This is a genomic window from Pedobacter sp. ok626, from assembly GCF_900100435.1.
GTDB lineage: Bacteria > Bacteroidota > Bacteroidia > Sphingobacteriales > Sphingobacteriaceae > Pedobacter.
The window spans coordinates 67825-86140 of the sequence record NZ_FNEX01000001.1 but is presented as its reverse complement, the minus strand read 5'-3'; the positions used below and the strand labels follow the sequence as shown (position 1 = coordinate 86140).

12 protein-coding genes are annotated in these 18316 nt (G+C 39.6%); 2 read left to right on the top strand and 10 right to left on the bottom strand.

Annotated elements, in window-relative coordinates; translation table 11 throughout:
* Positions 1 to 8: 8 nt before the first annotated feature.
* The 6 genes from BLS35_RS00315 to BLS35_RS00290 all read right to left on the bottom strand — a co-directional run bounded on the left by BLS35_RS00315 (position 9) and on the right by BLS35_RS00290 (position 8995).
* Positions 9 to 1037 carry a glycoside hydrolase family 5 protein gene (locus tag BLS35_RS00315; protein ID WP_090776794.1) on the bottom strand — a complete coding sequence of 343 codons (1029 nt, stop codon included), beginning with the start codon at positions 1035 to 1037 and terminating at the stop codon, positions 9 to 11.
* A gap of 33 nt (positions 1038 to 1070) precedes the next feature.
* Positions 1071 to 2009, bottom strand: a complete 939-nt coding sequence (locus tag BLS35_RS00310; protein WP_090776793.1) for a DUF5017 domain-containing protein — start codon at positions 2007 to 2009, stop codon at positions 1071 to 1073.
* Between the two features lie 25 nt (positions 2010 to 2034).
* Positions 2035 to 3642 (bottom strand): RagB/SusD family nutrient uptake outer membrane protein, encoded by a 1608-nt coding sequence (locus BLS35_RS00305; RefSeq protein WP_090776792.1) that lies wholly within the window; start codon positions 3640 to 3642, stop codon positions 2035 to 2037.
* Between the two features lie 17 nt (positions 3643 to 3659).
* Positions 3660 to 6992, bottom strand: a complete 3333-nt coding sequence (locus BLS35_RS00300) for a SusC/RagA family TonB-linked outer membrane protein (protein WP_254778572.1) — start codon at positions 6990 to 6992, stop codon at positions 3660 to 3662.
* Positions 6993 to 7076: 84 nt separating this feature from the next.
* Positions 7077 to 8486: an alpha-L-fucosidase gene (locus tag BLS35_RS00295; protein WP_207909068.1), complete on the bottom strand. Its 1410-nt coding sequence runs from the start codon at positions 8484 to 8486 to the stop codon at positions 7077 to 7079.
* 26 nt (positions 8487 to 8512) lie between these two features.
* Complete coding sequence (locus tag BLS35_RS00290) at positions 8513 to 8995, bottom strand: discoidin domain-containing protein (protein ID WP_165973194.1); 483 nt, start codon at positions 8993 to 8995, stop codon at positions 8513 to 8515.
* A 226-nt stretch (positions 8996 to 9221) separates the two neighbouring features.
* Between BLS35_RS00290 and BLS35_RS00285 the strand changes: the two genes are divergently transcribed.
* Together BLS35_RS00285 and BLS35_RS00280 are read left to right on the top strand one after the other, a co-directional pair.
* A complete protein-coding gene (locus BLS35_RS00285; RefSeq protein WP_090776789.1) occupies positions 9222 to 10253 on the top strand; it encodes a GntR family transcriptional regulator in 1032 nt (343 codons plus the stop codon).
* A gap of 72 nt (positions 10254 to 10325) precedes the next feature.
* The gene (locus tag BLS35_RS00280) at positions 10326 to 10751 is read left to right on the top strand and encodes an HIT family protein (RefSeq protein WP_090776788.1); all 426 of its coding nucleotides are present in this window, start codon (positions 10326 to 10328) and stop codon (positions 10749 to 10751) included.
* A gap of 64 nt (positions 10752 to 10815) precedes the next feature.
* Here the strand turns inward: BLS35_RS00280 and BLS35_RS00275 are convergent, their stop codons facing one another.
* The 4 genes from BLS35_RS00275 to BLS35_RS00260 all read right to left on the bottom strand — a co-directional run bounded on the left by BLS35_RS00275 (position 10816) and on the right by BLS35_RS00260 (position 18234).
* Positions 10816 to 12075 (bottom strand): thioredoxin family protein, encoded by a 1260-nt coding sequence (locus tag BLS35_RS00275; protein ID WP_090776787.1) that lies wholly within the window; start codon positions 12073 to 12075, stop codon positions 10816 to 10818.
* A gap of 3 nt (positions 12076 to 12078) precedes the next feature.
* Positions 12079 to 13191 (bottom strand): TlpA disulfide reductase family protein, encoded by a 1113-nt coding sequence (locus BLS35_RS00270; protein WP_132225906.1) that lies wholly within the window; start codon positions 13189 to 13191, stop codon positions 12079 to 12081.
* A 111-nt stretch (positions 13192 to 13302) separates the two neighbouring features.
* Entirely contained in the window at positions 13303 to 14688 is a 1386-nt protein-coding gene (locus tag BLS35_RS00265) for a RagB/SusD family nutrient uptake outer membrane protein (protein ID WP_254778570.1), read from the bottom strand.
* Positions 14689 to 14706: 18 nt separating this feature from the next.
* Positions 14707 to 18234 carry a SusC/RagA family TonB-linked outer membrane protein gene (locus tag BLS35_RS00260; protein ID WP_090776785.1) on the bottom strand — a complete coding sequence of 1176 codons (3528 nt, stop codon included), beginning with the start codon at positions 18232 to 18234 and terminating at the stop codon, positions 14707 to 14709.
* Positions 18235 to 18316 lie beyond the last annotated feature (82 nt).

Here is an 18316-nt window from a genome sequence, read left to right as displayed (position 1 = left end):
AGTATATTCTATTTATCAGCAAACAAGTACTTCGACAAAACCTTCATCTGAGGCCTTTCTACACCATTGCGTGGTGCTACGGATAATCTATAGGTCCCCCATCTTGCACCGGCAGCCCAATAGGTGCCGTTTATACGATTTTGTTTCAGGTAGCCTAAAAAATTATCCAGCGTCACCAGCCACCTTGGATCGTCATCCGGCACACCATATTCACCTAAAAAACCCCTGAGCTTATTTTCCTTTAACCATTTTACAAATGGAGCAACACGTAAAACACCAGTCTCCGGGCTAGCCCTTTCCTCATCATAAGTACCTTTATATTTACCTGATGCATCCCGGTCAAAATATACATGCGCCTCATAAATAATACGCTGAGCAGGATCTCTTAATTTCTTTAAATGATCACTGTATTGAACCCATCTCTCGGCCGAGCTCCAGCTATCACCACCAATTAAAATAGTTGTCCTAACATCCACCTTCCGAATCTTAGTGATGACAGCTTGGGCAATATCAAACCAATCAGTTTTTGAAAGCATATCATGAGGTTCATTCATGATTCCATATCCCCATATATTCCGATGCTGTTTAAATTTTTCAGCGATTTTCATCCAGGCATCTGCAATATTTTCAATGGGCAATCCTGGGGAATTGATCAGTTTCAATTCTCCTTTTATATTTCTTCGGCAATAATTGTGCATATCCAGGATCACAAGTAAACCTCTTTCCTGTGCTTCAACTACAACTTTCCTGATTTTCTCTACTTCCTGAAGATCCAGATCTTCAGCTAAAACAGGTTGTATTCTCTCCCATACAAATGGAATTCGAATCAATTTAAACCCTTGAGACTTTACCTGGTCCATACTTTTAGTTGTGGGATAGGCGTAATCATTATTATAAAGCCCATTGGATTTTCCAAATTCACCACCTGCCAGATTGATACCGAAAGGTGCCGCCTTTGAAGAGATTTTACCCGACTGGGCAACTGCAGTTCCTAGTAAGGAGACCAGCATAAATAAGGTATAAAATGTGCACTTCATGAGTTAGGCAATTAAATTCTTAAAAAACAGGCTCTAAAGCACTTTAATAATAAACTGTTTGATCACCGTCTTTTGTTCATCAATAGAATTGTTGTACACAACTATCGTAGCGGCATATGTTCCTTTCGTATTGTATTGATAATTATAGCCGCTATACGTTTTACCGGCAATTGTATATACAGGAATTTCACCAGCCAGTGGTTTCACAACTACTGGCACATCGGGATTAATTCTGCTTACATATATAGGCTTGCTGACTACCCAGGATATATTATTAGGTGCAGTGGCAGTACCACCAACAACTTGCAATTGTGTTGCTGTGGGCACCCAATTAGCAGTAGAGCTACCTATTTTAAGTTTTGTCCAGTAGTTCAAATCTGCAGCAAGCGTGACTTGAGGTACAATATTGCCATCGGGCAAAACATTATTTACCGTTAAATTAGTGATGGTCCATGTTCTTTGAGCGGTTCCCGTAAGCCCAGTATATTTAAAAGCAATAAATAGTGAATCGGATGTACCGGTAATTAAATCGGCCATATTGATGGTTCCGCTCGCGACTGCCCCACTACCAATTGAAAGTGTGGCCCGGCTCGTAATATTCGTCCAGTTGGCCGCAACAATATGTTCTTCGTCAAGCTTGGCCAATTTATTTGTAGCCAAAACCTGGAGGGTATTTGCTTGTGTACCAGTCTGCGCATTTGACGTAAATACGAGTTGTGGAATGCCTTGAGCAACTGTGCGATTAGCATACAGATAATTACGTCCAATCTCCCCACTGTAAAATAAAATATGGCCTGCGTTTCCGCTCATGAAGAACTTAGCTGTATCACCAACCTTATAATAAAGCGTATCATTCTTTAAATGCGCCGGATCTACGGAAACGGTCAAACTTTCAGGATTATCTACTTCTATCTTTTTGCTGCAGGCATTCAAAAACAAGCAGCACAGGAGTGCATAAAAAATATATTTCATCTCTTTTATTTATTAAATGTGTTGCTTACCAACCTGGGTTCTGTGTTAGTTTATTATTTAACTGCAATTCAAGACTAGGTATAGGTAGTAAAAAATGTTTTTGACTTACAGCAGGAAGTATAGTCCTGATCATATTTGGATTTAACCCTGCTGGTGTACCTGAAGGAAAGGTTGCATTTGCCTGCACCAATAGATTTTGCATATCTGTTACAAAACTTCCCCAACGTACCTGGTCCCATTTTCTGATGCCTTCAAAACAGAGTTCCCTCATTCTTTCTACTTTTATGGAGTCCATAAATGCATTTTTATCTAAGTTGGGGGTCAGATCGCAAACCGCATTCGGTAGATTTATAGGTACTTTAAATGCCCTTCTTCTTACGGCATTGACTGCATCATAAGCAGCTTTCGTTGCTCCATTCACTTGATTTTCGGCTTCCGCTTTCATTAAGTAAACATCTGCTAGTCTTAATAACGGGACATTTGTAGAATTGTAAGCACTTTGACCAGTTCCACCTAATCCCACAAAAGTGCTTTCGTACATTCTGCGAAACTTTCCAGCTTGGATGTACCAGGGACTAGTTACAGGGGTAGTTACTGGTGAAAAATTGACCGGCACAGCTTTGTAAAAGAACTTAGGACAATTCCAGTTCGACCTAACAGAATCCCATACGGCATAGGAGTCTACAAGTTTTTTTGTGACGTAGGCTGCTTGTCCGCCGCCAGGACTATTCGTTATGCCAATAAGCATCGTGTAGTTACTTCCTTCAGTACTGCTTGTACCATATAAACCAGCCTCCCAAATCGATTCTCTTACATCGTATTTATCCTGCATTAAATTGATAAATACCTGTTTGTAATCCGAAATAAGTGTATGATCAGCTGAAGTAATTAGTTTGTCAGCCCAGGTTATCGCATCCCCATATTTAGAAACATCTACAGGTGTTCCTGATGCACCGGGACTAGCCATAGTCAAACAAACTTTTGCCAAAAATCCTTGTACAGCATCTACAGTAACTTTTTCAGCATATCCCAATGATTTCGCTGTAAAGTTCGCCTTGCCAAGTAATTCCTCTGCTTTAGTCATATCACTTAATATTTGTGCATAAACTTCCTTAACAGGAGTTCTGGCCACACTCACGTCACCTGTTACCGACTGTGTAGGCTCGATAATTAAGGGTACATCGCCATAACAAACCACCAGCAAATAATAAAAGTAACCACGTAAAAACAGGGCTTGCCCTTTTATAATGTTTTTTTGCCCTTGGTCTACACTAGCATTATCTAAATTTGCGAGCAACAAATTTGCTCTTTCAATTCCGGCGTACAATGCCTGCCAGGCCAACCTGGCACTATTGGAGCCAGAGTCATAGGAAAATGTATTTTCAGGATAAAGGCGGGCTGTACTTTCATCGCAGGTATATGCCCACCTAAAAAGCATATCAGCATTAAAACCATACAGTGCTCCGCCATTTGTAATCACATCATAAACACTGTTGAGTGCCGTTTGTAATTGTGTACCCGTTGAATAATAATTTCCAGGCGTAATAAAACTGGTTGGTTTGGTATCTAAAAAATCCTTGCAAGATGTTAAGCCCGCCATAACCAGAATGAGAATTACATATTTTAGTTTCATAACAATCAATTTTTCAGTTAAAAGGTCGCGTTAAATCCAAATACAACAGTTCTTGGCATTGGATAAGCCATATAGTCAAACCCAGGTGATTGAACAGTATTTCTTACTGATACATCAGGATCAGCGCCGCTGTATTTTGTCCACGTATATAAGTTTTGAGCGGTAACATATAACCTGAACGCCGATATCTTTATACTTTTCAACCAATTAGCAGACAGATTATAGCCCATCGATACTGTTTTTAGTCGTAAATACGAACCATCTTCAATCACTCTTGAATTATATCCTGCATAATTAGTACCCACTCCAACAGGGATATCGGTATGCTGATTGGTCGGCGACCAACGGTTCTCCATCGTGGCCATCAGGTTAATCAATTTATAGGTACCATCTGCCGGCGCTTCAAAAACGATCCGGTTCGCATTGATCAGATCATTACCATACGACCACTGTAAGAACACATTTAAATCAAAATTCTGATATTTGAAATTGTTGGTAAAACCGCCTGTATGAATAGGTAGTCCACGTCCTATAATTGTATAATCCTTGGGGTCAATCACCCCATCATTGTTCAAATCTTTATACTTCCCCCAACCAGGTTGTGGTGTCGCGGCCGATGTATAATAAGGTATTCCAGGCTTTAGCTTATAAGTTCCATTTGGCATTTTATCAAAATCAGCATACTGATATAAACCATCGAATACTACACCATACATTTGTCCAACAGGCTGCCCCACTATAGAAATATATGGTGACAAACTATTATAAGTATTCAGCTGGCCTAAACCTACAATGGTTTGGGATGGAAGCGTTAAATAAGAGGCTCCCTCAGTAAGGGCCAATAGTTTATTGCGGTTGAAGCTAATGTTGAATGAACTAGACCAGGAAAATTTAGGTCCATTAATATTTGCTGTGGTAACCGTAAACTCCAGCCCGGTATTCTGCATTTTCCCAACATTCTGGATGGCATTAGAAACCCCAAGTGTAAGCGGGACATTAGCATTCAATAATAAATTACTGGTTGTTTTTTTATACCAATCTGCGGTAAGCTGAATGCGTTGTTCAAATAGACCTAAATCTATCCCAACATTCGACATTGCAGTAGTTTCCCATTTTAAATCCGGATTACCGATGTTCCCAATCGTTGCGCCCGATCCCCCAGCCTGATTGTTGTAGGTATAACCTGTAAAACTAGTTGCTGAGGCGAAGCCCAAACGTGGCAGATAATCGAAATCACCAACCCGGTTATTTCCCGTCTCGCCGTAACCCATTCTGATTTTAGCATCTGAAATGGTTTTGATGTTTTTCATAAAATTCTCATTTATGATCCGCCAGGCGAATGCTCCCGATGAAAAATACCCCCATTTGTTGCCGGGAGAAAATTTAGAAGAGCCATCCGCACGAAAAGACCCTGTCAAAAGATACCGATCCTGGTAGGCGTAATTCACTCTACTCAAAAAAGAGGCCTGCGTAGAGATGGAAGAACTGGCAGCCGTAACGCTATAGCTCGCTCCAGTGCTAGACCATAAAGTTGGCGCCAGATTGAGCGAGTTCAAACCCAATCCTTCATAGTCTGTAGGAATGTGCGTCGTCGCAAAACCACGAATACTTGTTTTTGTCTGCAAAAACGTAGCGCCACCCAAAATGGTCAGACGGTGTTTAGTATTGATCCTGGTATCATAAACCAGTGTATTCTCATTTGACAGAACAGTTGAATTTCCATAATTAATAGAACCACTTACCCCATTACCCACAGTAGTCCTGCCGGGTATCGTATCCCTGCCATAATAAGTTTTAGAGTTATAAAATGCATCTGCTTCGGCGTTATTAGTGGTATAACCACCAGTACTCTTTAAAGTCAGTTTTTTCGTAATTCTATATTCGAGATAGGCATTTGCAAATAAATTGGTTGTAGGACTTTGCCTCAATTGATTTTGAAGATCAATAATAGGATTCAGCCTTGTATCATTCGGTAATTGCTGGTCATAACCGTCGTCGCCCTGATCCTGAAGTCCAACATAGTTTCCAGGCGTTGCTGGCCAGGACCAAACGCCATATAATATTCCTGCGGAACCATTAGAACTGGTCAAACCAGTGGCTACCCCCTGCTTTGCTATAGGCGATCCGGAAGCATTGGAATAAGCGTAATTCGCAGTAATACCAACTTTAATTTTATCGGTTATCGTCTGATCGAGGGTAATTCGTGCTTGATAGCGCTTAAAAGCTGAAGTGATAATAATTCCTTTTTGATCTATATAGTTTCCTGAAATAGAATAACGAGTTTTGTCGGTCCCCCCTCTGACTGCCAGATCATAGTTTCCAATGAGTCCATTTTGATAAAGTCTGTTCTGTAAATCCACAGTTGGTTCATTCCTGTAAGATTCCAGATCAGGATGTGCTGGGTAAATAAAAATCGGTGTAGTGGTACCGGGATTTGTTTCCAGCTGAAGCTTAACAAAATTATAAGCGTCGAGCATCGCCATGCGTTTTGTATTCTTCTGCAGACCATAATAGGTATTAAATGAAACTACAGGTGGTCCAATTTTACCCTTTTTTGTTGTAATAACAATTACACCATTTGAGCCCCTTGCGCCATAAATAGCCGTTGCTGAGGCATCCTTTAAGATATCCATTGATTCGATATCTGCTGGATTAATGGAGTTTACCGAAGCGTCTTCCAATGGAAAACCATCCACTACATATAAGGGGGCATTGCTTTGGCTTAGGGAATTGGCACCGCGAATGACAATATTGGCCACATTACCAGGCTGACCGTCTGAACTATTCACCTGAACACCTGCCACACGTCCGGCAAGGGCGTCAATAATGTTTGTAACCGGAGCTTTTTGCACCTCGTTTAGATTTACAGAGCCAATGGATCCGGTAATATCTTTTCTGTTTATGCTACCGTAGCCAATCACTACAATTTCATTTAATCCAGTGTTCAGTTGCTTTAAGACCATATTGATCACCGTTCGCTTTGTAACGGTAATTTCCCTGGATCCATAGCCAATAGATGAGAAAACCAAAATCGCGTTCTCATCAGCTACTAAAATTTTGTATTGTCCTTCCTCATTAGTCCTGGTCGCTACATTTGTATTTTTAACTTTGACGTTAACGTCCCTTAAGGGTACGTTCTTCTCATCAGTTACTTTTCCTATAATTACGACACCAGCAACAGGTCCATGAATAAAACTCCCGGAGATCGTCCGAGCCTGTGCATGCGCTAAAGCAGCGAATTGAATGAAAGCTACGATCCAGATCATGAGGATCAATTTCGCTGAGCGCAGAAATTTAGCCGGAATGCAGAAATAAGACCGGTATATAAATACAGTAGAAATCTTACACATTAGAATGTTAGGTTAATATTTGGTTATTCGATTAGCTTTTGTTTTTCCAGGCTGGTTATTCCTATTGTATTGGATAAAGCATTTTTAAATAATTTTGAATACCCACACAGGCTGTCCTGAAAGTCGGGTTATCGCTTCCTTCGGAACATCCACAAGTATTTGATTGTCAGCTTTTGTCCATTTCAACAATTTATCCGACCCTAGCAGACTGATTTTTGCGTTTTTATTTATTGAAGACATAGGGATCGTCATTTTTGACGATAAGTCACGTTCATCTTCGTCAGGCAAATAGGATACATATTGTGCTTTATCCTTACCAGTAAACGCCCATTTATCTTGCCTATATGGCAAAACAGGCTTAGTGCCATATATAGATTCGCCATTCACTTTTATCCATTTACCAATCTCCTCTAGCCTTTCATATGCCTCTTTGTGCCATTCCCCATCAGGTCCTGGTCCTATATTAAGTAGCAGATTGCCATTTTTCGCAACGATGTCAACCAACATTTGTATGAGTTTTCGTGTTGGTTTAAATTTTTCTTGCCTATTATACGACCATGCACGTCCCATGGTCATGCAGGTTTCCCATGGATAAGGGATGTATTTTTCAGGTATAGTTTGTTCAGGCGTCAGGTAATTTATGTATTCCGGTTTTCCATATCTGTTGACCACGATAATTCCCGGCTGATCTTTACGGGCCATTTCAACGATTGACGACATTTCCATTTTTGGCTGGCCATCAAACCAAAGAACATCTAGTTTTCCATAACCAGTCATCAACTCTTCAACCTGATTATAAGTATAATCGTTAAACCTTTTCCAGCGGTCTGGGTATTTTGTAATGTCATAATTTACGCCCCTATCTTTTACAGGGAAATAAGACCACCAAAAATCCTCACTATGCCAATCCGGTTTAGAGAAATAGGCCCCGAGCATGAAATCCTGCTTGCGGAACGAATCAAAGACCTCTTTCGTAATATTGCTTCTGGGATTGGAGGAAAATGGAGTTTTAGCACTAGTGACTTTGTAATCGGTATATTTTGTATCAAACATGCAAAATCCATCATGATGTTTAGTTGTAAATACCATGTATTTCATACCTGCATTCTTTGCTGCCAGTGCCCATTTTTCTGGATTAAACAAGGTTGGATTAAACTGGGTTTGTAAATTTTCGTATGCATTCTTATAACCATAGTAGCTGTCGGCATAAGGGCCGGTACGTTGCGTAAAACTACGGTCTTCAGGACACAGAGACCACGATTCTACTACTCCCCAGATACTATAAGTACCCCAGTGCATAAACAAACCAAACTTAAGGTCCTGCCATTCTGCAATCTTTTTCTTTACCTTCTCATTTTTAGGCACTTCGTATGTTTTTCCGGCTGCAAAAGCCATTTCATTTTGCGCCTTTAAACGAACAGAAGTTAATGTATTAATCAGTAGCACGAGTAGTGCATATTTTAGTATCGTAAGCGATCTGTTTATTGAGTTCATCACAATAACTGGTTAAAATGGTTTAACTATTTGATTAGGTTCCACTCTGAGAACTGGAGAAATGAAGCTCCATTAGATTCAGTTACATTTAATCTGTAAAATTTATAAGCTACAGAATTTGGAAATTCATACGTATTGGTAACTCTCCTGCTATTAAATTTCTCCTCTTTTTTAACATCTAGATCTTTCCATTTCAATCCATCGTCAGAGCCCTGTAATATCCAGGCTTTGGGGTCCCGATCTGGCATATCATTGGCCGAAGAAATTGTATATTTTGTCACCATAACAGGTGCTGTGAGTTCAAATTTAAACCACATCGCTGAAACATTACGTATACAGAATTTAGTGGATAAATTATTATCTACCAGCTTTGAAACATTTTCAACAGGATTACTACTTGGGAATTCCGCTGTTAACTTTGCGCCTTCTGTGATGTTTTGTGCACTTGCACTGATGCTTCCAAGTAGCATAAACGAGCATAGTAAATGCTTAAGAGTTACTTTTTTCATGTTCATATTTGGTTTTATTTGGTTAATAAAGTATTGATACTACTTAATACCACATCAAACACTAGATAGTGGTGTGGTGTAGTGTGGTGCAAATCTAACTATTAAAATGAATTATCCAAATAAATTCAAGACTATATTCATATATAATAGACCATACCTAAAAATATATTACTTTTGCACCACACTACAACTCAGTACAAAAATATATGGCAGCCAAATAAGCTCTATGAAATCGAAAATAAAGATTGATTCGTTCTCAAAAACACCTGTTTACAAACAGCTTATCACAGCGATTCAAAATTTGATAGCATCCGGTGATTTGGCAGAGGGAACATTTTTGCCCTCTATGAATGGACTATCAGACGAATTACAAATCTCAAAAGAAACGGTAAAAAAAACTTACTCCATTCTCCGGGAAAAAGGACTAATAGATTCATCACACGGAAAAGGATTCTATGTAAAAACCAATACAGCGCACAAAATAAAAATCCTGTTAATCTTTGACAAACTCAGTACCTATAAGCAAGTCTTATACAACTCATTTGTATCTGCATTAGGTGATTTATCAGAAATAACCATTCTTCTGCATAATCAAGACATAGCGCTTTTTCAACATTTTGTTGAGGGGAATCTGGATAATTACGATTATTATATAATAGCACCCCACTTCCCCCTTCAGCAAACAATTCAAAAGAAAGTTGTGAAAATTCTTAGCAAAATACCAAACAGAAAGCTGTTACTAGTCGACAGAAATATCGAGGGTTTAAATGGCAAATTTGGAGCAGTCTATCAAGACTTTGAAAAGGATATTTATAATGGTCTTTCATCTGGAATTGACATTCTAAGTAGTTTTAAAAAACTTAATGTTATTTCAATGCCGGGCAGTTTGTATGCCCCCTTAATAAAAAAAGGTATAGAAACATTTTGTATTGAAAATGGTGTAAACTATGAAATACACCATACTATTGACAGGGCAAAAATAAAATCGGGCGAAGTCTTTTTAATTTTAAATAGCCAGCTTGATTTAGAACTGATCGAATTGGCTGGCATTGCAAAAGAGAAAAACTACAAAATCGGAACTGATATCGGGGTGATTTCTTACAATGAATCCCCAATAAATGAAATTATATTGAATGGTCTGACCGTTTTTTCTACAAATTTCAAGCAAATGGGGCATTTAGCAGCACAAATGATATTGGATAAAAACTTCAAGCAAATCCACTGCGAATTTGATCTGATCAGAAGAAGTACATTTTAAATATAAATCCTTAGTAGTTTTAAAATTGTTAATTTGCTAAAAATAAATCAATCATTTATCTAACATAATATTATGCCTACGCCTATTTCAGAATGCTTGTATTGCCAAAATAATGAAACACTACATCGTTTAATGATTAAAATCGGAGATTTAGAAGTATCTCAATTGTTTTTATTTAAAGAGCAATCGCATCCTGGCCGTTGTAATGTGGTTTATAAAGACCATGGAATTGAATTTCATGAATTGGATGATGAGCAACGTAACGCATTCATGAGAGATGTGGCAAAAGTAGGAAAAGCGATTGCTACGGCATTTAATCCTGATAAAATCAACTATGGCGCGTATGCTGATACCTTATCCCATTTACACATACACATTGTTCCTAAATATAAAGATGGATATGGATTTGGTAGTGTTTTTGAAATGAACCCGCAACAAGTTTCACTTTCTGATACTCAATATTCAGAAGTTATAGGAAAAATTAAAGCAGGACTGTAGTTTAAACACTTCAAAAAAAACTAAAAACCCCTTTAAATCTTGAAATTTAAAGGGGTTTTTATTCTTAACTCCCCGCCTTATTAATTAAGGCTTGCAAAGTTTTTGTTAGCTCAGCCTGTCGCTTAGTATATTCATTTTGTTTAACATCCAGTCCTTTGATCAAATCATATTCGATCCGGGCTTTGGCTAATTCTCCTTTCTTACCCTCCATACGTTCCAAAATTTTCAATTTAGCAGCCCAATTTCGTTCAAAATAAGACATACTAAATCCCTTATCAATTTTAAGGCCCATATCTATCCAATTTAAAGCACTTTGCAAAACCTCATTGTCCCTACAATCACTCTCCACCACAGCCTCATACCACTGTGTATATATTCTTGAGCTAATCTTTTCATAAAAGCCAGCTTCAATTAATGAATTAATTTTAGTTGCATACCCTTTCCAGTCCTTTTTATATTTAAGCACTTTAATACGGGTATTTTCCATGAGTTGCTCTTTTGAAGGGAATTGTCGTTCTTGCATGAATACAATTAGTTTTTGAAAAGCAGCTTCGTCAAATTCTTTTCCATTTTTAACACTATAAGTAAGCGCATTTGCATATCTGGAATATATGTTTTCAAATGTGACATCTACGCGTTGCTTGCCAAATTTCCCATCAAATGCGGCGCGATGCTCCAAGAGGTAGCTAATAGCCGGAGAAAAAGGACTTTGAACATAAGCTGCAATTAAATCAAATGCTTCTTTACTCAGGTACTGTTCTTTCGGTATAATGGACAAATATTGCAGGGCGACTTCTTTAGCACGGGAATCTGAAGTTTCAATCAGAGAATTCAGATACGCTTTCACTGACTCAGGATTATTCGTATTCTTTTTATACTTCTTTTCCAGATCCGCCTGATTACTCCCGCCATTCATTGCTTTTTTTGCCTCAGCAATTAGCTTCTCTGCTTTTACAGCCCCAACAATACGGTGAATTACATTTCCTTTATAATCAACCCACAACAACGTTGGATAAGCACCCACATGGAATTTTTTCTGTAAATCAATGCCCTCTCCCTTTTCCATATCCACTTTATAATTGATGAACTCTTTGTTAAAGACCTCAGCAACATTTTTCAAGGGAAAAACCTCCGCGGATAATTTTTTACAGGGGCCACACCAGGAAGTGTAACAATCGATAAAAACCAGTTTTTTTTCCTGTTTCGCCTTCGCTGTTATTTCATTCCATGTCCCATCAGTAAACCTAATTCCATCCTTATCAGTTGCCCCGGCAAACAAAGCTGATATCATCAATAATGCTATCGCGATTAACCTTTTCATCATAAATTATTTTAGTATTTCAGCCAGTTTATCATGTAAATCCTGCCCCTTTAAATTTTTAGCTACAATCTTGCCTTTCGGATCAACCAGTACATTTTGGGGGATAGCCTGAATACCAAACAATTTAGCCGCCGCATTATCCGCCTTTAAATCAGAAACCTGCTTCCATGGCAACTTATCCTCTTCAATCGCTTTAAGCCAGTATTGTTTAAATTGCGCTACATCTAAGGATACACCCAGTATCTCCAAACCTTTGGGATGATAAACGCTATAAGATCTAGCGACATTTTTATTTTCTGCCCTGCAGGGACCACACCAAGAGGCCCAAAAATCTACAAGTACATATTTGCCTCTGTAATCTGACAATTTAACCGGTTTACCTTCCAAATCCGGTTGCATAAAATCAGGTGCCTGTTTACCTACTGCTGTGCTTTTTAAACTTTCCATTTGGGCAGCATAGGCCTTTCCAGAAGGGGTAGCTTTTACCCTTGCCGACAACTTTTCAAATAAAGGAGCCGCAATTTCATATTCCGGAATGTAGCCTGTATACTTATTTAAAGCATACAAACTCAAAAAACTATCGGGATTGGCTTTTATAAAAGCCAGGCAGATCGCCTGACGCTCTTTAGCCATTACATCTTCCTTCTTATCAAAATCAGCCATGATACCTTTATCCTGTTGCTGTTCAGTAGTCAGCGCCTTAAACTGTGCATCCAGTTTTGTTTTTTGATCAAGCACCGGGTTCAGGGAAGTCATTAATTTTTGATAATCGGCATTAACTTTAGCACCCTTAACAACTATCGGTTCCGCAGGATTGTCGGTCTGGATAAATTCTGTTTTACCGGGTTCAAGATAAAAAGGAATACGCTCCGATTTCATTGTACCTTTATACTGGACAAGTATAAAAGCTTCTGCAGGTTCTTCTATCGTGCCTTTAAATTCAAACATACCGTCTGTAACATCTGCAGCTGAGCGTATATTAAACTGACTGCAAGTAAAATAAGCTTTATTAATAAGCCCATCTGGTTTCAACTTACCTTTCAATATATAATCTCCCTTTTGTGCCATCAATGCTATGGGAAATAAAAACAATACAAATGCAACTAGTTTTTTCATCATGATATTTTTGTTTATCTTTTTATAATCCACCTAATGATTAGCTACATATTGCTTTTAGCAAAATATGTAGCCATTCATTAAGGGTTAATGTGTTATGATTTGATTGTGATTTTATGGATTTTGTGTCCAATCCTGGTTAAAATAGAGAATCTGGTCAGGAATTTGCAAAACATATCGCGGGCTGCCAGGCGATAATGTAGCAATGATTTGGCCTGCACCATTGTAACGGTTAACCACTGGCATACGTCCTTCTGCATCCAAACGGCGCATATCAAACCAGCGATTGCCACAGAACGCAAGTTCAAATCCTCTTTCGGCAAGCACTTTTTGCAAAACTACCTCTTTATCTGAGGAAGTAAATTTGACATAATTTGCTGCCGGGAAACGCATTTTACGCAGCAGGTCTAGCTGATCACATGCCACTGCCGTTTCATTGTTACGCGCGGCAACTTCGGCAAGGATTAACCGCATATCCGCCACAGAAATGGCCCATGTTGGTACTGGACTTCCCGAAGCAACTCCATAATGCTGAAAATTGGTACGCCCCCGTACAGTAAAACTATAATCGCCTGTAAGGGTATAAAAGACTTTTAACCGAAGGTCTTTGGTATCAAAACTCTTTAAAAAATCCAGTGTAGGAATTTCTTTCCCCAGATAAGTTAAGCCACTATTTTTAGCATAAATTACGTCCGGTCTTCTAATCAGCGCGGGAACAGAGATGACATTATTTGCCGATTTATAGTCAAAAACAACGTTTGGGCCGTTATCAAGTGCCAGCTGTGCCTCTGCGGCAGCTTTTGGGAAATTGCGCATATACAAATATGCCCTAGCCATTACGCCATGGGCTGCAGCAACTGTACCGCGGAAACGATTGGTAGCATTGTCTTTTGGAAGGTCCGGCAGTGCCCGGTTTATATCTTCAAAAATGTGATTATAAATATCCTGTACCGTGCTGCGTGGCGGTGTAGGTTCGGTAACATCTATTGAGGTAACAAAGGGTACAGCCAAATCTGTAGCAGCCGTTGAAGGATCATACATTTTAGCATAAAGATTTACCAGGAAAAGATATTCATAAGCCCTGCCCAGCAAAGATTCAGCCTTCAGCCTTCTTCTGTCCTGGTCGGTGCCGCCGGTAGCTTTATCTACATTATTGATTACCGTATTGTGCAAATAAATCGCCCGGTAGTAATTACCCCATAAAATTGCCGTTCCGGGTACCTGTTCCGAAAATTGCGCCTGCCAGGTATAAACTTTCTCATCACTTTTGGTTAATGTGGCGCTAATGGTTGGAAGATCACTATGATCATCCAGCATATTCAGTTGCGATGGTGTGGACGTCAGCAAGTCCATATTGTTTAACCAGGCGTCATAGTCACGTATGGTTTCCAGCAGTTGTACTCCTTTAGGCTGCACATCAAGGTATTTATTGCATGATATCATCAGCAAAGCCGAAGACAAAGCGAGCATAAAAATTGGGTTCGTATATTTTTTCATCATTTTATGGTCTTGAAAAAATTAAAAATTAACATGGAGCGCCATGGTGTAGGTGGGCGTTAAATAGGATTTCTCGTAACTCCGGGTTGCTGCACTATAGTTTTGCTTGTTCATGGCCACCGTATAGACATTGGAAGCCTGAGCCCTGAGCTCTACATTAGAAAGTTTTGCCCGTTTCACAAACTTACTTTTCCTAAAGCTATAAGCTGCGGTAAGGTCACCCACCGTTATGTAGGTACCATTCATTACAAACCTATCTGTGGCAGCCAGGTATTTATTGAAATTGCTATATTTAAGGGCTGGCAATATTTCTGGCAGGTTTTCATCTCCAGCTTTTCTCCAAAAGTTGTTCGCCCCTTCAAGCGGACGCGTTACTGCTGGATCCGGAACAGGCATCCTGATACTAAATTTACCAAAATAGTTTAGCATTGCGTATACATAGAATTCGCCAATATCTACCCGGTTACTCATTCCAAGATTATAAGCGGGAATAGAAGAATCTACGTAATCAACATCATTAAGCCCCTGATCGTTCACATCAAAGTTCTTGGTGTTGCCATCCTTATCATAAATCAGCGCTGCTCCTTTATCATCCACACCGGCATAGCGGTAAGTAAAAATGGCACCGACAGCGTAGCCTTCCAGGTAACTGGTCCTGTTGCCCAGGGCATATTGAAAGGACTTTGGATTAGTTACCGACACCTGAGTGTTGTATACTTTAAGCAGTTTGCTTTTATTGTGCGAGAACACAAATCCGGTATTCCAGTTAAAGGCCCCCCTTCTTATCCAGTCGGCACGCAAACCAATCTCTAAGCCGCTGTTCTGTATAGAACTCTCATTTATGATAGCTGAAACCAAACCTTTTGTAGGATCTATCTCGTTAGATGCCAAGAGATCGGTACTTTTTTTCATATAGTAGTCTACATTACCCGAAATGTTCTTAAAAATGCGGTAGTCGACTCCCAAATTAAAGTTATAGGTCTGTTCCCAACGTAACCTGCTATTAGCCGGCGACAATAGTGATAAGGTAGTAAGTGTGTTATCAAACACATTCAATCCGGAAGAAGCAATAACCTGTGGAAGGGCATTTTTAGCCACATTTCCATTAAATCCAAAAGCAGCACGCATTTTCATAGAGTTGATCCAGTCATGCGACTGTACAAATTTTTCCTGATCTATGTTCCAGCCGGCGCCCAGCGACCATGATGGTTTATAGCGTGTGTCTGGATCTGTACCAAATAGATTGGATTGATCTACACGGATACTTCCCGTAAGCGAATATTTGCTTTTATAGCTATAAACCGCATTAAAATAACCCGATAAAAAGCGGTCATCTACATAGGTTTGTCCAAAAAGGCTGGAATAAGATAAGCGAGCATTCGTTTTTGCATAAGCAGGCACAAAAGTACTAGACTCCAGCAAGTTAAAATTAACAGGAAGCTGTAATAGACTTTGATCACTGTAACCAAAATACGCTGTTGAATTGCTTTTATTGAGCACCCTTCTGATCTCTCCTCCCGTAATCAGGTTAATGGAATGGTTGCCCATTAGCTTATTGTAATTCAACTGCACACGTGCGGTATAACTTTCGGTACTGCTATTTGTTTGCTTCAACTGGTCACCTTTAGGAATATTGTAAACTATGCCCGTACTCGGGAATTCCATATATCGGTTGATGTTCTGCCTCGCTTCAGCAGAGTTCTGGTTGGCAAAATGGCGACGTTCTGAGCGTGAAGTTTCATATACCCCGCCAAAATTAAGGTTAAAGCCTTTACCCATATCGTAACGAAAATTTCCAATAAACCGGTTGTTGATGGAGTGTGTTTTATCACTTACCTGGTTAATTTCATCCAGCGGATAGTAGAGGTTATCCAGAGATCCAAATCCCATCATAATGGTATTGAAAAATGGGCTGACCCTGGAACCATTGAACACAGATTGAGGGTTGCCATTTTCATCCTCAAGTCTTTCATATGGATAAAGACTGCCAATGGCAGGTACGGGAACGGAATTGACATTAGATTCCTGGAAGCTCGTATTGATCTCTACAGAGAAACGCTTGGAAAGTTTAAGGTTGGTACGTGCAGAAAGACCAACCCGGTTGTTGTTACTTTTAATCTGCGTAAGATCGCTGGTATTGTACATAGCTGTAATAAAGTACGTTGCATTATCAGATCCTCCGGAAATATCCAGATTATGCGTTTGCGTAGTAGAATTTTGCAGAAATAAACGACCATAATCTTCTGTATTGTTATATGATTTCAGCACATTAAGTTGACGATCCGCCTCTTCTGCAGTAATGATACCTGCAGCCCTCTGGGCAATAATTACTACGGGAGGTGAATAAGTAAAGGCAGCACCAGCAGAAGGAATCGTCATCAAGGTCCAGCCAGTAGCGCCAAAATTTGCATTACTTTCTTTGGCAAATTCAATAGCCGTATTGGAAGCATCCTTATCCCAGCGGTAACGCTCATAATTCTCTTTAGGGGTTAAGCTAAAGGTAGCACGGTAGCTTACACTGGGCTTACCAATTTTGGCCTTTTTACGTTCCACGACAATTACTCCATTTGAAGCGCGGACACCATAGATGGCCGCCGCTGCCGCATCACGCAACACGGTAACCGACTCAATATCATTGGGATTGATACTCGAAAGTGGAAGTTCTGTAGGGAAACCATCAATAACCACCAGTGGCTGCTTATTACCGCCTATGGTGGATATACCACGGATCTGGAACAAGCTGTTCCCCTCAAATTCGATATCGCTATTGATCAGTAAACCAGGAATTTTACTCTGTAACCCCGTCAGGAAATCAGTTGTATTAATCCTGCTATCGTATTCCTTATGCGTAAGCACGCCAACACTTCCAGTGCTCTGCTCAGGTTTAATGTACTGGTAACCTGTAGAGATGCTTACTTCTTCGAGTTTACTATCTACCGGCTCCATTTTTACATCTATAGTACGCTTGCTGCCAATGGCAACTTCCTTAAGAGCATAACCCATATACTTAAATGTAAGTACATCACCGTCATCTACACGCGGAATCAGATAATATCCATCCTTATTTGTAACAGCCACTGCACGGTCTTTTCCTTTAATTTTAATGACCACGCCTGAAATCGGCTTGTTATGCTCATCTCTGACAATCCCTTCCACCCTTACAGGCACGGATTTAGGAACACTTGGTGCTTCTGTAACTGCTGTGATTACCACAGTATTGTTGATCACTTTGTACTGAAAAGGTTTACCCGCCAAACTAGCCTTTAACACCTCTGTTACGCTTGCATTTTTTATATTCATCGCAATCGGGGGCAATTCCCGGATCAGGTCATTGTTGTAAAAAAAATCGTACCCCGCCTGCTTTTGAATCTCCTTAAAAACCCTTTCCAGCGTAATTTGCTTACTGGATATGGTAATCTGGGCACGTGAGGTTGCGTTAACCTGTAATAAGCCAAAAAAAATCAGCAAAGTGGTGAGCTTCATAGTCAACAGTATTTTAAAGGCATAGGGCTTCATCCCATGCTTTATAGCATGTAAAATTTCATACATTTGTTATTAGGTTTAGTGTGATTGATAATTGTTTACGAGCAATAGTTAATAATGAAACCTAATTGATCAGGGGCGGTTCGAA

Coding starts and splice junctions, on each gene's coding strand:
- BLS35_RS00285 (WP_090776789.1), top strand. CDS start 9,222: ATGAAATCGAAAATAAAGATTGATTCGTTCTCAAAAACACCTGTTTAC.
- BLS35_RS00295 (WP_207909068.1), bottom strand. CDS start 8,486: ATGAACTCAATAAACAGATCGCTTACGATACTAAAATATGCACTACTC.
- BLS35_RS00300 (WP_254778572.1), bottom strand. CDS start 6,992: ATGTGTAAGATTTCTACTGTATTTATATACCGGTCTTATTTCTGCATT.
- BLS35_RS00275 (WP_090776787.1), bottom strand. CDS start 12,075: ATGATGAAAAGGTTAATCGCGATAGCATTATTGATGATATCAGCTTTG.
- BLS35_RS00310 (WP_090776793.1), bottom strand. CDS start 2,009: ATGAAATATATTTTTTATGCACTCCTGTGCTGCTTGTTTTTGAATGCC.
- BLS35_RS00265 (WP_254778570.1), bottom strand. CDS start 14,688: ATGATGAAAAAATATACGAACCCAATTTTTATGCTCGCTTTGTCTTCG.
- BLS35_RS00280 (WP_090776788.1), top strand. CDS start 10,326: ATGCCTACGCCTATTTCAGAATGCTTGTATTGCCAAAATAATGAAACA.
- BLS35_RS00270 (WP_132225906.1), bottom strand. CDS start 13,191: ATGATGAAAAAACTAGTTGCATTTGTATTGTTTTTATTTCCCATAGCA.
- BLS35_RS00260 (WP_090776785.1), bottom strand. CDS start 18,234: ATGTATGAAATTTTACATGCTATAAAGCATGGGATGAAGCCCTATGCC.
- BLS35_RS00315 (WP_090776794.1), bottom strand. CDS start 1,037: ATGAAGTGCACATTTTATACCTTATTTATGCTGGTCTCCTTACTAGGA.
- BLS35_RS00290 (WP_165973194.1), bottom strand. CDS start 8,995: ATGAAAAAAGTAACTCTTAAGCATTTACTATGCTCGTTTATGCTACTT.
- BLS35_RS00305 (WP_090776792.1), bottom strand. CDS start 3,642: ATGAAACTAAAATATGTAATTCTCATTCTGGTTATGGCGGGCTTAACA.